General features: G+C 74.0%; 15 protein-coding genes and 1 riboswitch. Of the genes, 7 read left to right on the top strand and 8 right to left on the bottom strand.

The window, feature by feature from the left end; all coding sequences use genetic code 11:
* Positions 1-36: 36 nt before the first annotated feature.
* A complete protein-coding gene (locus tag ACFV57_RS29415; protein ID WP_385238543.1) occupies positions 37-360 on the top strand; it encodes a bacterioferritin-associated ferredoxin in 324 nt (107 codons plus the stop codon).
* 79 nt (positions 361-439) lie between these two features.
* On the opposite strand, the gene bfr is transcribed toward ACFV57_RS29415, so the two are convergent.
* Positions 440-919, bottom strand: coding sequence for a bacterioferritin (bfr, locus tag ACFV57_RS29410; protein ID WP_385238412.1), 480 nt, complete (start codon positions 917-919; stop codon positions 440-442).
* Positions 920-1074: 155 nt separating this feature from the next.
* On the opposite strand from bfr, the gene ACFV57_RS29405 reads away from it, so the two are divergent.
* Entirely contained in the window at positions 1075-1698 is a 624-nt protein-coding gene (locus tag ACFV57_RS29405; protein ID WP_385238410.1) for a sulfite oxidase-like oxidoreductase, read from the top strand.
* Between the two features lie 241 nt (positions 1699-1939).
* Here ACFV57_RS29405 and ACFV57_RS29400 read toward each other — a convergent pair whose 3' ends face one another.
* The 5 genes from ACFV57_RS29400 to thiO form a co-directional block, all read right to left on the bottom strand.
* Positions 1940-2830 (bottom strand): deoxyribonuclease IV, encoded by an 891-nt coding sequence (locus ACFV57_RS29400; protein WP_385238408.1) that lies wholly within the window; start codon positions 2828-2830, stop codon positions 1940-1942.
* Positions 2831-3043: 213 nt separating this feature from the next.
* On the bottom strand, positions 3044-5038 hold the full coding sequence (gene pknB, locus ACFV57_RS29395; protein ID WP_385238406.1) for a Stk1 family PASTA domain-containing Ser/Thr kinase: 1995 nt from the start codon (positions 5036-5038) through the stop codon (positions 3044-3046).
* Between the two features lie 170 nt (positions 5039-5208).
* A complete protein-coding gene (locus ACFV57_RS29390) occupies positions 5209-6003 on the bottom strand; it encodes a thiazole synthase (RefSeq protein WP_385238404.1) in 795 nt (264 codons plus the stop codon).
* Positions 6004-6013: 10 nt separating this feature from the next.
* Positions 6014-6241: a sulfur carrier protein ThiS gene (gene thiS / locus ACFV57_RS29385; protein ID WP_385238402.1), complete on the bottom strand. Its 228-nt coding sequence runs from the start codon at positions 6239-6241 to the stop codon at positions 6014-6016.
* On the bottom strand, positions 6238-7449 hold the full coding sequence (thiO, locus tag ACFV57_RS29380; protein ID WP_385238541.1) for a glycine oxidase ThiO: 1212 nt from the start codon (positions 7447-7449) through the stop codon (positions 6238-6240). Before thiO ends, thiS begins: the two co-directional genes overlap by 4 nt.
* A gap of 161 nt (positions 7450-7610) precedes the next feature.
* Positions 7611-7726, bottom strand: a riboswitch (TPP riboswitch).
* Between the two features lie 163 nt (positions 7727-7889).
* On the opposite strand from thiO, the gene ACFV57_RS29375 reads away from it, so the two are divergent.
* From ACFV57_RS29375 to ACFV57_RS29355, 5 genes are all read left to right on the top strand, one after another.
* Positions 7890-9164, top strand: a complete 1275-nt coding sequence (locus tag ACFV57_RS29375) for an NAD(P)/FAD-dependent oxidoreductase (protein WP_385238400.1) — start codon at positions 7890-7892, stop codon at positions 9162-9164.
* Positions 9165-9311: 147 nt separating this feature from the next.
* Positions 9312-9677 (top strand): Rv2175c family DNA-binding protein, encoded by a 366-nt coding sequence (locus ACFV57_RS29370; RefSeq protein WP_385238399.1) that lies wholly within the window; start codon positions 9312-9314, stop codon positions 9675-9677.
* A gap of 153 nt (positions 9678-9830) precedes the next feature.
* Complete coding sequence (gene thiE / locus ACFV57_RS29365; RefSeq protein WP_385238397.1) at positions 9831-10481, top strand: thiamine phosphate synthase; 651 nt, start codon at positions 9831-9833, stop codon at positions 10479-10481.
* 180 nt (positions 10482-10661) lie between these two features.
* Positions 10662-11579: a methylenetetrahydrofolate reductase [NAD(P)H] gene (gene metF, locus ACFV57_RS29360; RefSeq protein WP_385238395.1), complete on the top strand. Its 918-nt coding sequence runs from the start codon at positions 10662-10664 to the stop codon at positions 11577-11579.
* A gap of 48 nt (positions 11580-11627) precedes the next feature.
* On the top strand, positions 11628-12791 hold the full coding sequence (locus ACFV57_RS29355) for a hypothetical protein (protein WP_385238394.1): 1164 nt from the start codon (positions 11628-11630) through the stop codon (positions 12789-12791).
* A 200-nt stretch (positions 12792-12991) separates the two neighbouring features.
* Here ACFV57_RS29355 and ACFV57_RS29350 read toward each other — a convergent pair whose 3' ends face one another.
* Together ACFV57_RS29350 and ACFV57_RS29345 are read right to left on the bottom strand one after the other, a co-directional pair.
* The gene (locus ACFV57_RS29350) at positions 12992-14551 is read right to left on the bottom strand and encodes a phytoene desaturase family protein (protein ID WP_385238392.1); all 1560 of its coding nucleotides are present in this window, start codon (positions 14549-14551) and stop codon (positions 12992-12994) included.
* A 119-nt stretch (positions 14552-14670) separates the two neighbouring features.
* Complete coding sequence (locus ACFV57_RS29345) at positions 14671-15288, bottom strand: DUF4126 domain-containing protein (RefSeq protein WP_385238390.1); 618 nt, start codon at positions 15286-15288, stop codon at positions 14671-14673.
* Between the last annotated feature and the right edge of the window lie 347 nt (positions 15289-15635).

Raw genomic sequence — 15635 nt, 5'->3', positions numbered from 1 at the left:
ACCTCACTGCGGAACAGGTCGACGGAGGTGACCCGCGTGTACGTCTGCTCGTGCTTCGGCATCACGGAGCAGCAGGTCCGTGACCACGCGGAGTCCGGTGCCTGCACCCCGCGCCAGATCGCCTCCGCCTGCAAGGCCGGCACCGACTGCGGCGGCTGTGTCCGCCGCATCCAGGCGCTGCTCGGCCGGGGCGCGTGCCCCCGGCGCGAACTGATCGACCAGGGCGCCCCCGAACCGCTCGGCTCCGGGCCGTCCGGCGATACGGCCGCCGCAGTGCCCGGCCCGTACGACATCGCGCCCCGTACGGCCCCCGACCTCATGCCCGGCGAGGCGCCCGACGCCCTGCCGGAAGCGGCCTGAGCAGCCTGACGCGTCCTCCTTGCCCGGTCGCGGTCCCGTGCGGGCCCGCTGAAGGAACGGTTCGCTGGAGCCGGCCGGCTCAGCTGTCCGGCTGTTCGATCACCTGGGCGATGTACAGCGGCTCACCGAGCTTCTCGATCAGGTCCAGCTGGGTGTCCAGATAGTCGATGTGGTGCTCCTCGTCGGCCAGGATGGACTCGAAGATGTTGGCCGAGGTGATGTCCCCCTTGGCCCGCATCAGCTCGATGCCCCGCCGGAGGCGGTCGATCGCCTCCACCTCGACCTGCCGGTCCGCCTGGAACATCTCGGTGACGGTCTGGCCCACCCGGACGTGGAAGAGCCGCTGGTAGTTGGGCAGGCCGTCCAGGAAGAGAATCCGGTCGGTGAGGATCTCCGCGTGCTTCATCTCGTCGAACGACTCGTGCCGGGTGTACTTGGCCAGCTTGGTCCAGCCGAAGTTCTCCTGCATCTTCGCGTGCAGGAAGTACTGATTGATGGCGGTCAGCTCGGCGGTCAGCTGCTCGTTGAGGAATTCGATGACCTCGGGGTCGCCCTGCATGGCAGCGGGCTCCTTCCACGCGAGTACTGGCAGGTGCCGCGCATCCTTGCACCGTCGTGAGCTGGGCGTCCAGTAAGTGCACGCTTAGTACGAGTTGCCCGAATCGCTGCCGCCCTGGTCACCGGCACCCCCGATGGTCTGACACCATGGAGAGCATGGGTCAGCCCGAAAGCCGCGAAGCGGAGCATCCTCAGCTGCCTCCGGGGCAGCGGCTGCAACGGGGATGGCCGGTCACGCACTACGGCCCGGTGCCGAAGTTCCGGCCCGAGCGCTGGGAGTTCCGCGCTTTCGGCGCCACCGCGGACGGCGGCAAACACTGCTGGACGCACGAGGAATTCGCCGCGCTGCCCTATACGACCGTGGTGGCCGACATGCACTGTGTCACGAAGTTCAGCATGCTCGGCGCCGAATGGGGCGGCGTCTCCACCCGGACGATCCTCGAACTCGCGCCGCCCGCCCCGGACGTCACCCATGTGATGGTGTGGGCCGAATACGGATTCAGCTCGAACCTCAAACTGGCCGATTTCGCCGACCCGAAATCGCTGTTCGCCACCCACCGCTCCGGTGAACTGCTCACCGCCGAGCACGGCTTCCCGGTCCGGCTGATCGTTCCGCACCTGTACGCCTGGAAAGGCCCCAAATGGGTGCGCGGCATCGAATACATGACGGCGGACCGCCGCGGCTTCTGGGAGGAGCGCGGCTATCACAACCTCGGCGACCCGTGGCGCGAGCAGCGCTACTCCTATCAGGAGGAACCGGGCGACGGCCCGGAGCTGTAGCCGCGCCGGACGGGGGGCCGGGACGGCGGCGCGGGAACGGCTGATTCCGGGCGGCGCTCAGCAGTGCCGATGTGCTATGGCGTGTCCCTTGCCGGGGTAGGTCATCCACCGGTTCACGACCGGCTCCGATCCACCGGTTCACGACCGGCTCCATGGCCGCGACGGAGTGTCCCGCCGCGCCCGGCCGGTTCCGGCCCGGCCGGCGGGTGCCTGATGGACGGGTACGGCCGGGCTCCCGCGCTCAGGCCGGGTGCCGCAGGTCTTTCAGGCGTGCCACGTCCGCCGCATGGCCCTCCTTGCCGCCCGGCGTCTCGATCACCAGCGGCACGCCGAGCGTGGCCGGGTGCCGGAACAGCTCGCCGAACGGGTCGGCGCCGATGTGCCCCGCGCCGATGTTCTCGTGGCGGTCCTTGTGCGCGCCGACGACGTCCTTGGAGTCGTTGGCATGGATCAGTTTCAGCCGCCCCTCGCCGGCGACGTCGACCAGCTCGTCCAGCAGCGCCTTCATCCCGCCGGGCGCGGCCATGTCGTGCCCGGCCGCGAAGGCGTGGCAGGTGTCCAGGCAGATGCCCAGCTTCGGATGCCGGTCCAGCGCGTCGAAGTACGGGCCCAGGTCCTCCGCCAGCGCGCACAGCGACGCGCCCTGACCCGCCGTCGGCTCCAGCAGCAGCCACGGATCGTCGTCGTGCGTCAGCTCCTCCAGCAGCGGCCGTACCCGCTCGCGCACCTGCTCCAGCGCCGTCGCGCGGGGCCGCCCGCCGGTCGCCGAGCCGGTGTGCACCACCACGCCCCGCGCGCCGATCGCCCGGCCGCGCCGCAGCGAGTGGCGCAGCGAGTCCACGGACTTCTCGACGGTCGCCTCGGTGTGCGAGCCGAAGTTGATCAGGTAGGGGGCGTGCACGTACGCCGGGAGCGACTCCCGCTCGCAGGCCTCGCGGAACGCCTCGTCCTGCTGCGGCGTGCCGGGCGGCGTCGCCCAGCCGCGCGGGTTGGCGACGAAGACCTGCACGGCCTCGCCGCCGATGTCACGGGCGTACGGGAGGCCGACCTTGGCCAGGCCGCCGGCCACCGGCACGTGGCCGCCGACCGGGTTGCGCTCACGGGCCCGCTGCTGGGAAGGGGAGATGCTCACGTGTCAAGGGTGCCAGGTGCGGGGTGCCCGCCCGGCGCGCGGGCGGGCGTCCTTGCTCACAGCGCGCGCGCCGGGGCGCGGTCCGGCGCGGCCCTCGGACCGTGCGCCGGAGCGGCTCCCGGGCCGCGATCCGGACCGTGCTCCGGGCCGTGCCCCGATCGCACGCCGGGACGCGCCTCGCGCCGTACGCCGGACCGCGCCCCGGCGTACGGCTCAGAGCGCGCTCTCCAGCCGGATCGTGATCTTGCTGCCCTTGGCCGCCTGCTCGCCGCCCTCGACCGACTGGCTCTCGACCCTGTCCCGCGGGAACAGGAACGGCTTCTTGACCTCGACCTCGAAGCCCGCGCCGGTCAGTGCCCGCCTGGCCTCGTCGGTGCTCTTGCCCGTCACGTCCGGCACGGCGACCATCTCGGGCCCCTCGGAGAGCGTGAGCGTGACGGTGTCGCCCCGGCCCTGCTTGCTGCCCTGCCCCGGCGACTGCCGCGCGACCTTGCCCTTGTCGTGCGGGGAGTGCACCGTCGTGTCCGCGAACTTCACGTCGAAGCCCGCGCCGCGCAGCGTGGCCTCGGCGTCCGCCCGGTCCCGGCCGGTCACGTCCGGTACGTCGACCTCCGCGCCGCGGCTGACCGTGAGCGCGACGGCGGTGTCCGGGCGGCGCTTGTTGCCCGCCGCCGGGTCGGTGCCGATCACCGACCCCTTGGCGACCTCGTCGGAGAACTCCCTGCGCACCGTGCCGACCGTCAGCCCCAGGTCGCGCAGTCTGCGCTTGGCGTCGGCGACCGGAGTGCCCGCCAGGTCGGGCACCTGGACGATCTCCGGGCCCTTGGACAGCGTGATGGTGACCGTGCCCGTACCCCGGATGCGCTTGCCGTTCTCCGGGGCCGTGGCCATGACGTGACCGCGCTCCACGTTCGGGCTGAAGGCGCGCTCGACCTTCACGTCCAGGCCTTCGGCACGCAGCGTCTTCTCCGCCTTCGCCTGCGTCATGTCCAGGACCGCCGGGACGGTGGTGAACTGCCCGGAGTTGATGTACCAGACGCCCGCGCCCACGACCAGCACCAGCAGCACGGCCGCGACCACCGAGACCGTCTTGCGCCGGGCCCGCAGCAGCCCGGCCCAGGCCCCGCCCCGCGGAGCGGCGGCCACCGGACGCAGCCGGGTGGTCGGCTCCGCCGCCGACGCCGGGTCCGGCGGCGGGGCCGGAAGCCTGCTGGTGTGGTTCAGCGGCTCCTCCGGCGGCAGCGGCAGGGGCGGCTGCACGGCGACCCGCGGCAGCACGCTCGTACGGTCCTCGGGACCCGCCCCCGAACCGCCCTCCGGCGCCTCGTTGGCCTGCGGCGGCACCGCGTCCAGCTGCGCGTCGGACAGCTCGGCGCGCACCGCGCGGGCCTGCGCGAGCAGCGTCACGGCGTCCTGCGGGCGCAGCTCGGGGCGGCGCGCGGTGGCCGCGGCGACCAGGTCGTCCAGCTGCGGCGCCAGCTCGGGCGCGTACGTCGACGGGGCCGGCACGTCCTCGTGCAGGTGCTGGTAGAGCACCTGGGCCGCGCTGCCGCCGGTGTGCGGCTTGCCGCCGGTCAGCATCTCGAACAGCACGACACCGCACGCGTAGACGTCCGCGGCCGGACCGGCCGTACCGTCCTCGATCTGCTCGGGCGCCAGATAGGAGACCGTGCCCAGGACCGAGCCGGTCGAGGCGGTGGTGTTCGTGCCCACGGTCCGTACGAGGCCGAAGTCGGCGACCTTGACCCGGCCGTCGTCGCCGATCAGCACGTTCTCCGGCTTCATGTCGCGGTGCACCAGCCCGGCCCGGTGCGCGGCGCCCAGCGCGGCGAGGATCGGCTCGGCGATGTCCAGCGCGGCCCGCGGCTGGAGGGCGCCGCGCTCCCGCAGGACGTCGCGCAGCGTGCAGCCGGCGACGTACTCCATCGCCAGGTACACGTACGTACCGTCGGTGCCCTGGTCGAAGACGCCCACCACGTTGGGGTGGTCGAGCCGGGCGGCGGACTTGGCCTCCCGGATGAACCGGTCGACGAACGCGGCGTCGACCGCCAGCGACGGATGCATCACCTTCAGGGCGAGCACCCGGTCCAGCCGGGTGTCCATGGCCCGGTAGACCGTGGCCATGCCGCCGGCGGCGATGCGCGCCTGCACCTGGTAGCGGCCGTCGAGCAGCTGCCCGACCAGGGGGTCCTGAAGGGTCGTATCCACGGCAGAGGAGTCTACGAGCCGCTGCCCCGCTCGTGGGCGCCCCGCCCATGACCAGCGCCTTTCTGCAGCCGAACAGTGACAGGGACGTGCTGCCGGGCGTCCCGGACGCGAGGGATGTCCTTTTCGTGAAGAGCGGGCGGCGGCCGTCCGGGACCGCCGCCCGCCGCGCCTCAGAAGGCGGGCCGCTCCGGGTCCAGCACGGCGACGCCCTCCGTGGGCGAGGAGGCCTCCGCGTGGTGGCGGCGCGGAATGCGCCCCGCCCGGTGCGCCAGCCGGCCGGCCTCGACCGCGTGCCGCATCGCCTCCGCCATCAGGACGGGCTCCTGCGCGCGGGTCACCGCCGACGCCAGCATCACCGCGGCGCAGCCCAGCTCCATGGCGAGCGCCACGTCCGAGGCGGTGCCCGCGCCCGCGTCCAGGATCACCGGGACTCCGGCCCGCTCGGTGATCAGCTGGAAGTTGTGCGGGTTGCGGATGCCCAGTCCGGAGCCGATGGGGGAGCCCAGCGGCATGATCGCGGCGCAGCCCACGTCCTCCAGCCGGCGGGCCAGCACCGGGTCGTCGTTGGTGAACGGCAGCACCGTGAACCCGTCGTCCACCAGGGTCTCCGCGGCGTCCAGCAGCTCGACCGGGTCCGGCAGCAGGGTGCGCTCGTCGGCGACCACCTCCACCTTGATCCAGTCGGTGCCGAGCGCCTCGCGGGCCAGCCGGGCGGTGAGGACGGCCTCGCCCGCGGTGAAGCAGCCCGCCGTGTTCGGCAGCACGCGGATGTCGTGCCGCTCCAGCAGGGACAGCACCGAGCCGTGCACGGTCGGGTCCAGACGGCGCATGGCGACCGTCGTCAGCTCCGTGCCGGAGGCGAGCAGTGCCCGCTCCAGGATGTCGAGGCTGGGCGCCCCGCCGGTGCCCATGATCAGGCGCGAGTCGAAGGTGGTGTCGGCGATGGTGAGGAGATCGTCGGCCATGGTGTACGGATCAGCCTCCCTGGACCGCGGTGAGGACCTCGACGCGGTCGCCGTCGCCGACCGGGGTGGCGGGCCACTGGCCGCGCGGCACCACGGCCTCGTTGACGGCGGCCGCCACGCCGCCGGCGGCGGAGGTCAGTCCGGCGACGAGCCGGTCCAGGGTGAGCCCGCCGGGGAACTCGCGGGGCTCGCCGTTCACGGAGACGGTGATGGGCGTGGGGGGCGTGGTGACGGTCATACGGGCTGCTCCTGGGAAGCGGGGACGGGGGCGGGCGCGGAGCCCGGCCGGACACCGAAGGCCGGGAAGGGGCCGGACGGCTTCGGCGCGAAGCGGTCCGGGGCGAACGGCCGCGCCTCCTGCGGCAGCGGGCCGCCGGACAGCGCCGCCGCCATCGCGTCGCCCGTGACGGGCGTCAGCAGCACCCCGTTGCGGTGGTGCCCGGTCGCCAGCAGCAGGCCGGGCAGTGCGGTCGGGCCGAGCAGCGGCGCGTTGTCGGGCGAGCCGGGGCGCAGCCCGGCGCGGGTCTCGACCAGCGGCAGTTCGGTGATGCCGGGGACCAGTTCGTGGGCGTCCCGCAGCAGTTCGTACACCCCGCCCGCGGTGACCGTGGTGTCCCAGCCCAGTTCCTCGCTGGTGGCGCCGACCACCAGCTCGCCGTTCTCGCGCGGTACGAGGTAGAGCGGGCCGCCGCGCACCACGGCCCGTACGGTGCGGGACAGGAACGGTACGCCGCCGGGCAGGCCGTCCGGCATCCGCAGCCGCAGCACCTGGCCCTTGACCGGGCGGACCGGCGGCAGCACGTCCTCGGGGACGCCCGCCAGCTGCCCGCTGCGGCTGCCCGCGGCGAGCACGACCTGACCGGCCGCGATCCGGCTGCCGTCGGCCAGCTCGGCGCCGGTGGCGCGGCCCCGCTCGACGGTCAGCCGCTCGGCGTTGGTGCGGTGGAAGGCGACCCCGGCCCGTTCGCAGGCGGCGAGCAGCGCGGCGGCCAGCCGGCGCGGGTCCACCTGATGGTCCCCGTCCACGCGCAGCCCGCCGCGCACGCCCGGCGCGAGCATCGGCTCCAGGCGCCGGCATTCGCGCCCGGTCAGCCACTCGGACTCCAGCCCGCTGCGGCGCTGGAGGGCGTGCAGGTCGCGCAGATGCGCGCGGTCGTCGGCGTCCAGCGCGACGGCCAGGGTGCCGCACCGGCGGTAGCCGAGGTCCAGGCCGCTCGCCTCCGTCAGCTCGGCGGCGAAGTCCGGATAGCGGCGTGCGGAGGCCAGGTTGAGGCCGAGCAGGGTCTGCTCGCCGTAGTGCAGCTCGGTGACGGCGGCCAGCATTCCGGCCGCGACCTGGGCGGCGCCGCCGCCCGGCGCCGGGTCGGCGACGGCGGTGCGCAGTCCGAGCAGGGCCGCCCGCCAGGCGGTGACCAGGCCGATGATGCCGCCGCCGATGACGAGCACGTCCGGGTGCGGGCCGCCGGCCCCGGGGGCGGCGTGCTGTGCGGACGGCTTCGCGGATCGGGGTACGGACGGCTTCGCGGATCGGGGTACGGACGGCTTCTCGGACTGCGGTACGGGGGGCGGCTCCGCCGACGGCCGTACGGATGTCTGTGCAGGTGGATGCATGGGCGTCCAGCTCCTCCCTTCGCCGGAATGACCCGGATCAGGTTCGTACGGTCGGAGGCCGCGACAGCCTCCCTCTCAGCCCGGTCGCGTCCGGGCTCCCGCGAGTGCGTTCACCGGCAACCCTAGTACGGGCCGCCGACGCGCCGTAAGGGAGCGCCGGGCCGGGGGACGCGGGTTCCGGGCCGGTCCCCGCGGGTGACGGGCCGTGACGGTGTGTCATAGATCTCGTTGCGGGATGCTCCTGCTCGCGAGACACACCGCCCTAGAGTGATCGGGTGAGCGAGCAGACCCAGTCCCAGGACACTGACCGCGCGCGCCAGGACCGCGACGAGCGCGTCGCCGAACGGGCCCGTCGTGTCGTCATCGTGGGCGCCGGCCTGGCCGGCGTGCAGACCGCCGTCGCCCTGCGAGAGCAGGGCTGGCGCGGCGAGATCGCGGTGCTCGGCGACGAGCCGCACCGGCCGTACGACCGCCCGCCGCTGTCCAAGGCCGTGCTGCTCGGCAAGGCCGACGGCTCTACCTTCGACGTCGACTTCGAGGCGCTCGGCATCGACCTGCTCCTGGGGCGGCACGCCACCGGGCTCGCCGCAGCCTCCCGGGTGGTCGAGACGGAGGCCGGTCCGCTCCCGTACGACCACCTGGTGATCGCCACCGGCGCCGAGCCGGTGACCCTGCCCGGCTGCGACGGACTGCCGGACGTCCACGTCCTGCGCACCCTCGACGACGCCGAGCGGCTGCGGCCCGTACTGACCGGGCAGCGCGAGGTCGTGGTGGTCGGCGCGGGCTGGATCGGCGCGGAGTTCACCACCGCCGCGCGCGAGGCCGGCTGCCGGGTGACCGTCGTCGAGGCCGCCGACCGGCCGCTCGCCGGCGCGCTGCCCGCCGAGGTCGCCGCCCCCATGGCCGCCTGGTACGCGGACAGCGGCGCCGAACTGCGCACCGGGGCCCGGGTCGCCGCCCTCACCGAGGGCACGGTGACGCTCGCCGACGGCGCGACGCTCGCCGCGGACGCCGTCGTCGTCGGCATCGGCGCCCGGCCCTCGACCTCCTGGCTGGCCGGCTCCGGCGTCGAGCTGTCGCCCGAGGACCGCTCCATCCTGGCCGACGAGCGGCTGCGCACCTCCCTGCCCGACGTGTACGCGGTCGGCGACTGCGCCTCCTTCCCGTCCGCCCGCTACGGCAGCCGCCTCCTGGTCCACCACTGGGACAACGCCATGCACGGGCCGCGCAGCGTCGCCGCCACCATCGTCCGCGGCGAGGCGGAGGGCCCGGTCTACGACCCGGTCCCGTACTTCTGGTCCGAGCAGTTCGGCCGCTTCGTGCAGTACGCCGGGCACCACGCCGACGCCGACGAGACGATCTGGCGCGGCGACCCGGAAAGCGCCGCCTGGTCGGTGATCTGGCTGCGCGACGGCGTGCTCGTCGCGCTGCTGGCGGTCGGCCGGCCGCGCGACCTCGCCCAGGGGCGCAAGCTCATCGAGCGGGGCGCGGTACTGGACCGGCAGCTCGTGGCGGACGCGTCCGTACCGCTGAAGTCGGCGGCTGTCTGAGGCGGTCCGCGGTGGGCCTGGGCGGCCCGGAAGCCGGGCCCGGGGCCCGGTGGGCGGGTGCGGACCGAGGTGCGTTCGGGTGCTGTGGGCTGCGCCGATGGCGATGCCCCGCTACCGGCTGTCAGTGCGAGGTGGCAGGCTTGTCCTGTGACCGAGATTGACGCAAAGATCGATGGACTCGTGCCCGCCTGGCTCACCCTCCCCGACATCGCCGAGATGATCGGCGTCGAGGTGACGCGTGTGCGGCAGCTGGTGAAGGAGGGCCAGCTGATCGCGGTGCGCCGTGGCGAGAACCGTGCCCTGCATGTGCCGGCCGACTTCATCAAGGAAGGCAAGGTCGTCAAGGGCCTCGTCGGGACCCTCACGCTCCTGCGGGACGACGGCTTCGCCGACGACGAGATGCTGGAGTGGCTCTTCACCGCGGACGAGACCCTGCCCGGCACCCCCGCCCAGGCCCTGCGTGAGAATCGCGGTACGGAGGTGAAGCGCCGAGCCCAGGCGCTCGCCGTGTAGGAGCGCCCGACCCGGCCGCGGGCGCGCTCGCCGCGCGCCCGTGAGCCGTTCGCCGTCGCGTTCGCACCCGCGGCCGCGACCGTCTTCGCACCACTAGGGCGTACGGGCCGGAAGGCCCGGCCCGTACGCCGCAGACCTGGGGGGACCCGCCCGATGACCACCGCACGCCACGCCCTGGCCGACGCCCGGCTCTACCTGTGCACGGACGCTCGCAGGCGCCAGGGCGACCTCGCGCAGTTCCTGGACGCGGTGCTCACCTCGGGTGTGGACGTCGTGCAGCTGCGCGACAAGGGCATGGAGGCCGCCGAGGAGCTGGCCCACCTGGAGGTCTTCGCGGACGCCTGCCGCCGGCACGGCAAGCTGCTGGCGGTCAACGACCGCGCCGACGTCGCACACGCCATCGGCTCGGACGTGCTGCATCTGGGCCAGGGCGACCTGCCCGTGCCCGCCGCCCGCGCCATCCTCGGCGACGGCGTACTGATCGGCCGCTCCACCCACGCCGAGGCGGAGGTGGACGCCGCGCTGGCCGAGTCCGGCGTGGACTACTTCTGCACCGGACCCTGCTGGCCCACCCCGACCAAGCCCGGCCGCCACGCCCCCGGCCTCGACCTGGTCCGCTACGCGGCCGCGCGGCGGCCCGAGCGCCCCTGGTTCGCGATCGGCGGCATCGACGCGGGCAACCTGGACCAGGTGCTCCAGGCGGGTGCCCGCCGGGTGGTCGTCGTCCGGGCGATCACCGAGGCCGAGGACCCGGGCGCCGCGGCCGCCGACCTGGCGAAGCGGGTGCGCGCTCACGGGCAGTGAGCGGGCATACGGTACGAACCGGGCAGCCGGTACGGGCCTGCGGCGCGTCGGCCGGACATGAGCCGACCGGCTGGACGTGAGATGACCGGCCGGTGTCCGAAACGTGGACCGGAACGCGGCTATCCGGGCATTTCACCGGAGCCGGTTGGTGTGCCGGGAGCCGGTGGATAACCTGCACGTATGGCCCTAGGCACAGCTTCCACCAGGACTGATCGCGCACGGACCGTGCGCGACCTGCTCGCTTCCGGCAAGCAGTCGTATTCGTTCGAGTTCGCCGCCCCCAAGACGGAGAAGGGCGAGCGGACGTTGTGGAACGCCATTCGCCGGATCGAGGCGGTCGCGCCGACCTTCGTCTCCGTGACGTACGGCGCGGGCGGTACGTCCCGCGAGGGCACGGTGCGCGCGACCGAGCGGATCGCCACCGACACCACACTCACCCCGGTCGCCCACCTGACCGCCGTGAACCACTCCCTGGCCGACCTGCGCAACATCATCGGGCAGTACGCCGACGCCGGCATCCGCAACATGCTCGCGCTGCGCGGCGACCCGCCCGGCGACCCGATGGGCGACTGGGTCCGGCACCCCGAAGGCGTCCTGTACGCCGCCGAACTGGTCCGGCTCATCAAGGAGTCGGGCGACTTCTGCGTCGGCGTGGCGGCCTTCCCCGAGATGCACCCGCGCTCCACGGACTGGGACACCGACGTACGGCACTTCGTGGACAAGTGCCGGGCCGGCGCGGACTTCGCCATCACCCAGATGTTCTTCTACGCCGAGGACTACCTCCGGCTGCGCGACCGGGTCGCGGCGGCGGGTTGCGAGACGCCCATCATCCCGGAGATCATGCCGGTCACCAACGTCCGTCAGATCGAACGGTTCGCGCAGCTCAGCAATGCGGCCTTCCCGCCCGAACTGGCCGAGCGCATCCTCGCCGTCAAGGACGATCCGGCGGCTGTACGCTCCATTGGCATCGAGTATGCGACGGAGCTGTGTGCGCGCTTGATGGCCGAAGGAAGTCCCGGGTTGCACTTCATTACCCTGAACCACTCCACGGCGACGCTGGAAATCTACGAGAATCTGGGGCTGCACCAGCAGTCCTGAGGGCGGTTTGCCGCACCACGGCCGTGGAACGGCGGAAGAGGGGCGTACATGGGCTGGGTGGTCCTCTACATCGCATTCGGCTGTGTCGCGCTCTGGCTCCTCGGCGAAGTGCTGCTCCAGCACAAGGCCCCGCTGCGCTGGCGGCTGCTGGCCTTCACCGGCTTCCTCGGCGTCGTCGTCGGTGTCGTCATCCCGTCGGTGATCGTGATCGCGGTGGGCGCCATAGCCTTCGCCGTGGGGCAGACCTACGTCACGCTCTCCTTCCGCAGCGGTTTCTCCGACGGCTGGTCGCTGCGCGGCAAGCGCGGTGACAGCGGTAAACGCGGTGACAGCGGCAAGCGCGGTGACAACCGGCGGCGCCGGGCCCGGGGCGGCCGGGCCGCTCCCGCCGGGCCGACCCTCCAGGTTTCCGACCTGGAGGCGGTCCCGGCCACGGAAGGCGCGGGGGCCGGGACGGCGGCCGGCGCCGCGGCGGCGACCGGCGCCCTGGCAGCGGCCGGGGCGGTCGCGTACGACGCCGCTGATCCGTTCGCCCCACACGATTCCACGGCCTCGCAGGACCCCTTCGCACAGCAAGATCCGTTCGCGCCGCAGGACGCCTTGGCCTCGCAGGATTCCGTCGCGGGCGGTGCCGGCGGTACGGGCTCCGGGGATGCCTACGGGGGCGCGGACTCCACCGAGATATACGCCCCGCAGCCGATCCCCGAGGAGACCGGCAACTACGGCATATACAGCCCCGACGCGCGCTCGCCGCAGCCCGGCTATGCCGCGTACGACGGCTACGGGGGCTACGAGGGCTACGGGCAGAACTCCTACGGCTGCTACGACGGCGGTTACGGCGCCCCCGCCCAGGGCGGCCAGGACGCCTACGCCGACCACTACAGCACGTACGGCGCGGGCCAGGACCAGGGCGGGCCGGGGCAGCAGGCGCCCTACGCCGATCCGTACGGCGGCGCGCAGCAGTACGGCGGCCAGTACGACCCGTACGACCAGCCCGATGCCTTCGGGGGCACGCCGGCCTACCCGGGGCAGCAGTACACCGGGGTGCAGGACCCGTCGCAGGGCCAGGCGCAGCCCTCGTACGGCGACACGCCGCCCGGCGGTGTGTGGGTCCCCCAGCAGCGCGACAACGAACCCGCCACGGACCAGCCGTACCCGCCCTACCAGCCCCCGCAGAACCAGGGGTACGACGGGCAGAACTACCGCTACTGACGCCGCTGAAGGGCGCTGCCGCTACCGAGCGCCCCGGCCCGGCGGGACGCGTCGGGCCCGGCGGGACGCGGCGCGCCCGCCCACTGCCGAGCAGTCCGGCCCGGCGGGACGCGGCGCGCCCGCCCACTGCCGAGCAGTCCGGCCCGGCGGGACGCGGCGCGCCCGCCCGCGCTCCGCTCAGATCCGCGGGCGCCGCCGGCTCACTGCGAGCCGTGCCAGTCGTCCCCGTTCACGATCAGGCCCGCGACGAGGGCGCCCGACATTCCGGCGTGCGCCAGCCCGCCGCCCGGGTGCGTCCAGCCGCCGACCGCGTAGAGCCCGGGTATGCGGGTGCGGTTGGCGGGGCGCAGGAAGCGGCCACCGGCGCCGGCCAGCGCCGGGCCCGGCACCGACCCGCCCTCGGCGGGCGGCAGCACGGCCCGCCACAGCACCCGCTCCCGCAGCCCCGGTATCGCCGACTCGGCCGCCGCCACCAGCCGGTCGGCGGCCGCCGCCTGCGCGGCCGTCTCCTCGACGGGCCCGGAGGCCTCGCCGGGCGGCAGGGTCAGCTCTCCGTACGGTACGACCGCGGCGCTCAGCGTCACGGCCTCGTGGTCGTCGTCGGGCCGGGACTTCGGATCGTCCGGGCGCAGCACCGTCACCGTCGGACGCTCGCACAGCGCCTCGGAACCCTCCCCGGAGTCGGAGCCCTCCCCGAAGACCGCCGCCAACTCAGCGGTCCGGTCGGCCGCGTGGACCACCGTGCGGTGGGCCGCGTCCGCCGGGCGGGGGCCGCGCAGCGCGAGAGCGACCGTGAACCGCCCCGGGACCCGGCGCCGCGCCGCCGCGTCGGGCCGTACGTCCGCCGCGCCCCAGGGCTCCTCCGCGCCCTTCAGGAGCGCCGCCAGCCGGTCCGGAGCCACGCCCGCGACGACCGTGTCCGCCTCGACGCACCCGCCGTCGCGCAGCTCCACGCCCGCCGCCCGGCCGTCCGCCTCGACGACGCGCGTCACCTCCGCGCCGAAGGAGAACTCCACCTTCCGGGCCAGGCAGCGCTCGTACAGCGCGTCGGCCAGCGCCCGGATGCCGCCGCGCGGATACCAACTTCCGAAAGTCTGCTCCATATACGGCAGGACGGCGGCGCTCGCGGGGGCCGTGCGCGGATCGAAGCCGTACGCCAGGGCGTAGCTCTCCAGGAGGGCCGTCAGCCGGGGGTCCACCAGCTCGTGACCGGCGATCTCGGCGAGGGAGGCGTCCGCCACCGGCCTGCGCCGTCCGAACAGCCCGCGCCGGGGCAGCGACGGATACGGATCGCGGCCGAGCACCTGCCAGTCGGCCCACAGCGGCTCCTCCAGCAGCGGGCGGCGCGTCCGGTCCCAGGCTTCGCGGGCGCGGCCCAGGAAGTCGCTCCAGCGCTCACCGGTGCCCGCGCCCAGCGCGCCGTCCAGCGCTGCGAGGACGCCGGCCCGCGAGGCGTTCGGCAGCGCGGCGGACGTGCCGTCGGCGAAGACGTGGCGGGCGGCCGGGTCGACCTGGGTCAGCTCGACCACGCTCTCCAGCGGCTCGCGGCCGGTCTTGACGAACAGGTCGCGGTAGACCGCGGGCAGATGCAGCAGCCCGGGTCCGGTGTCGAAACCGAAACCCGCGCGCTCGAAACGGCGCACCGCGCCGCCGTACGTCGCCCCGCGCTCGTATACCGCCACCCGGTGGCCCGCGACGGCCAGCCGGGCGGCGGCCGCCATCGCGCCCATCCCGGCGCCGATCACCGCAATCCGTGCCATGCCTGCGACTTTATCCGGCACCACTGACAACGCCGCTCCCGCCCGGCCGCGGTGGCTCCGCACGACCCGCGGCACGGTGCGAAGGGCTCCCCGGTGCCCCGGCTCCGTGTCTTCCCGGCTCAGACCACCGGCGTCCGGTCCCCGTGCGCCGCCACCTGCCGCTCCTCCCGCCGCTGCCGCCTGCGCCGCAGGAAGCGCCGTACCCGCGACCACAGGAACGCCACCAGCACGATCCCGCCGACCAGCAGCACCCCGGCGATGACCGCCGCGGCCACCGGATGGAACACCGCGAAGACGACGATGCCCGCGACCCCGAGATCCTCCAGGGTGCTCAGCACGAAGTTGCTGGCCGGTTCGGGCGAGGTGTTCACCGCCATCCGCGTACCCGCCTTGACCAGGTGGCTCACGAGCGCGCTCGTACCGCCGACGGCACCGGCCGCCAGCTGCGGCAGCGACCCGTCGTGGCCCGCCAGCAGCGCCGCCACGACGCCGCCGGACACCGGCCGGACGACCGTGTGCACGGCGTCCCAGACCGAGTCCACGTACGGGATCTTGTCGGCGACCGCCTCGCACAGGAAGAGCACTCCGGCGACGATCAGCACGTCGGTGCGCTGGAGGGCGGCGGGCACCTCGTCGGCGGCTCCGGTGGCGCCGAGCACGCCGAGGAGCAGCACGACGGCGTAGGCGTTGATGCCGCTGGCCCATCCGCTGGTGAAGACAAGTGGGAGTACAGACACGCAGGAGATCGTAACGAGCCGCTGCGGGCCGGTGCTCAGCTTTGAGTATCCGTACTCAGTCGCCGAGATGAGTAGGTACGCGGATGGGCCGCGACCTGCGCGGACGGAAGAGTGTGCAGCACGGAAGGGACGCCGGGCCGGCACCGCCGGCACGGGGCGGCGGAACGGCACGGCAGCCCGGACGTGACGGGGGAGCACGGGGGAAGTAAGGGGGCTCCACGGGGGAAGTACGGGGGTACGGGGCCCCACGGGGGAAGCGCTGTCCTGGACGGATCGCCGGGGGAACGATCCGATCCGGGGCAGCGCACCTGCACGGACAGCGGCGGCGGCCGGCACACGATGCCGTC

Origin of the sequence: Streptomyces sp. NPDC059788 (assembly GCF_042732265.1) — a bacterium.
Classification (GTDB): Bacteria; Actinomycetota; Actinomycetes; order Streptomycetales; family Streptomycetaceae; genus Streptomyces.
This window is presented reverse-complemented; position numbering and strand designations above follow the sequence as displayed.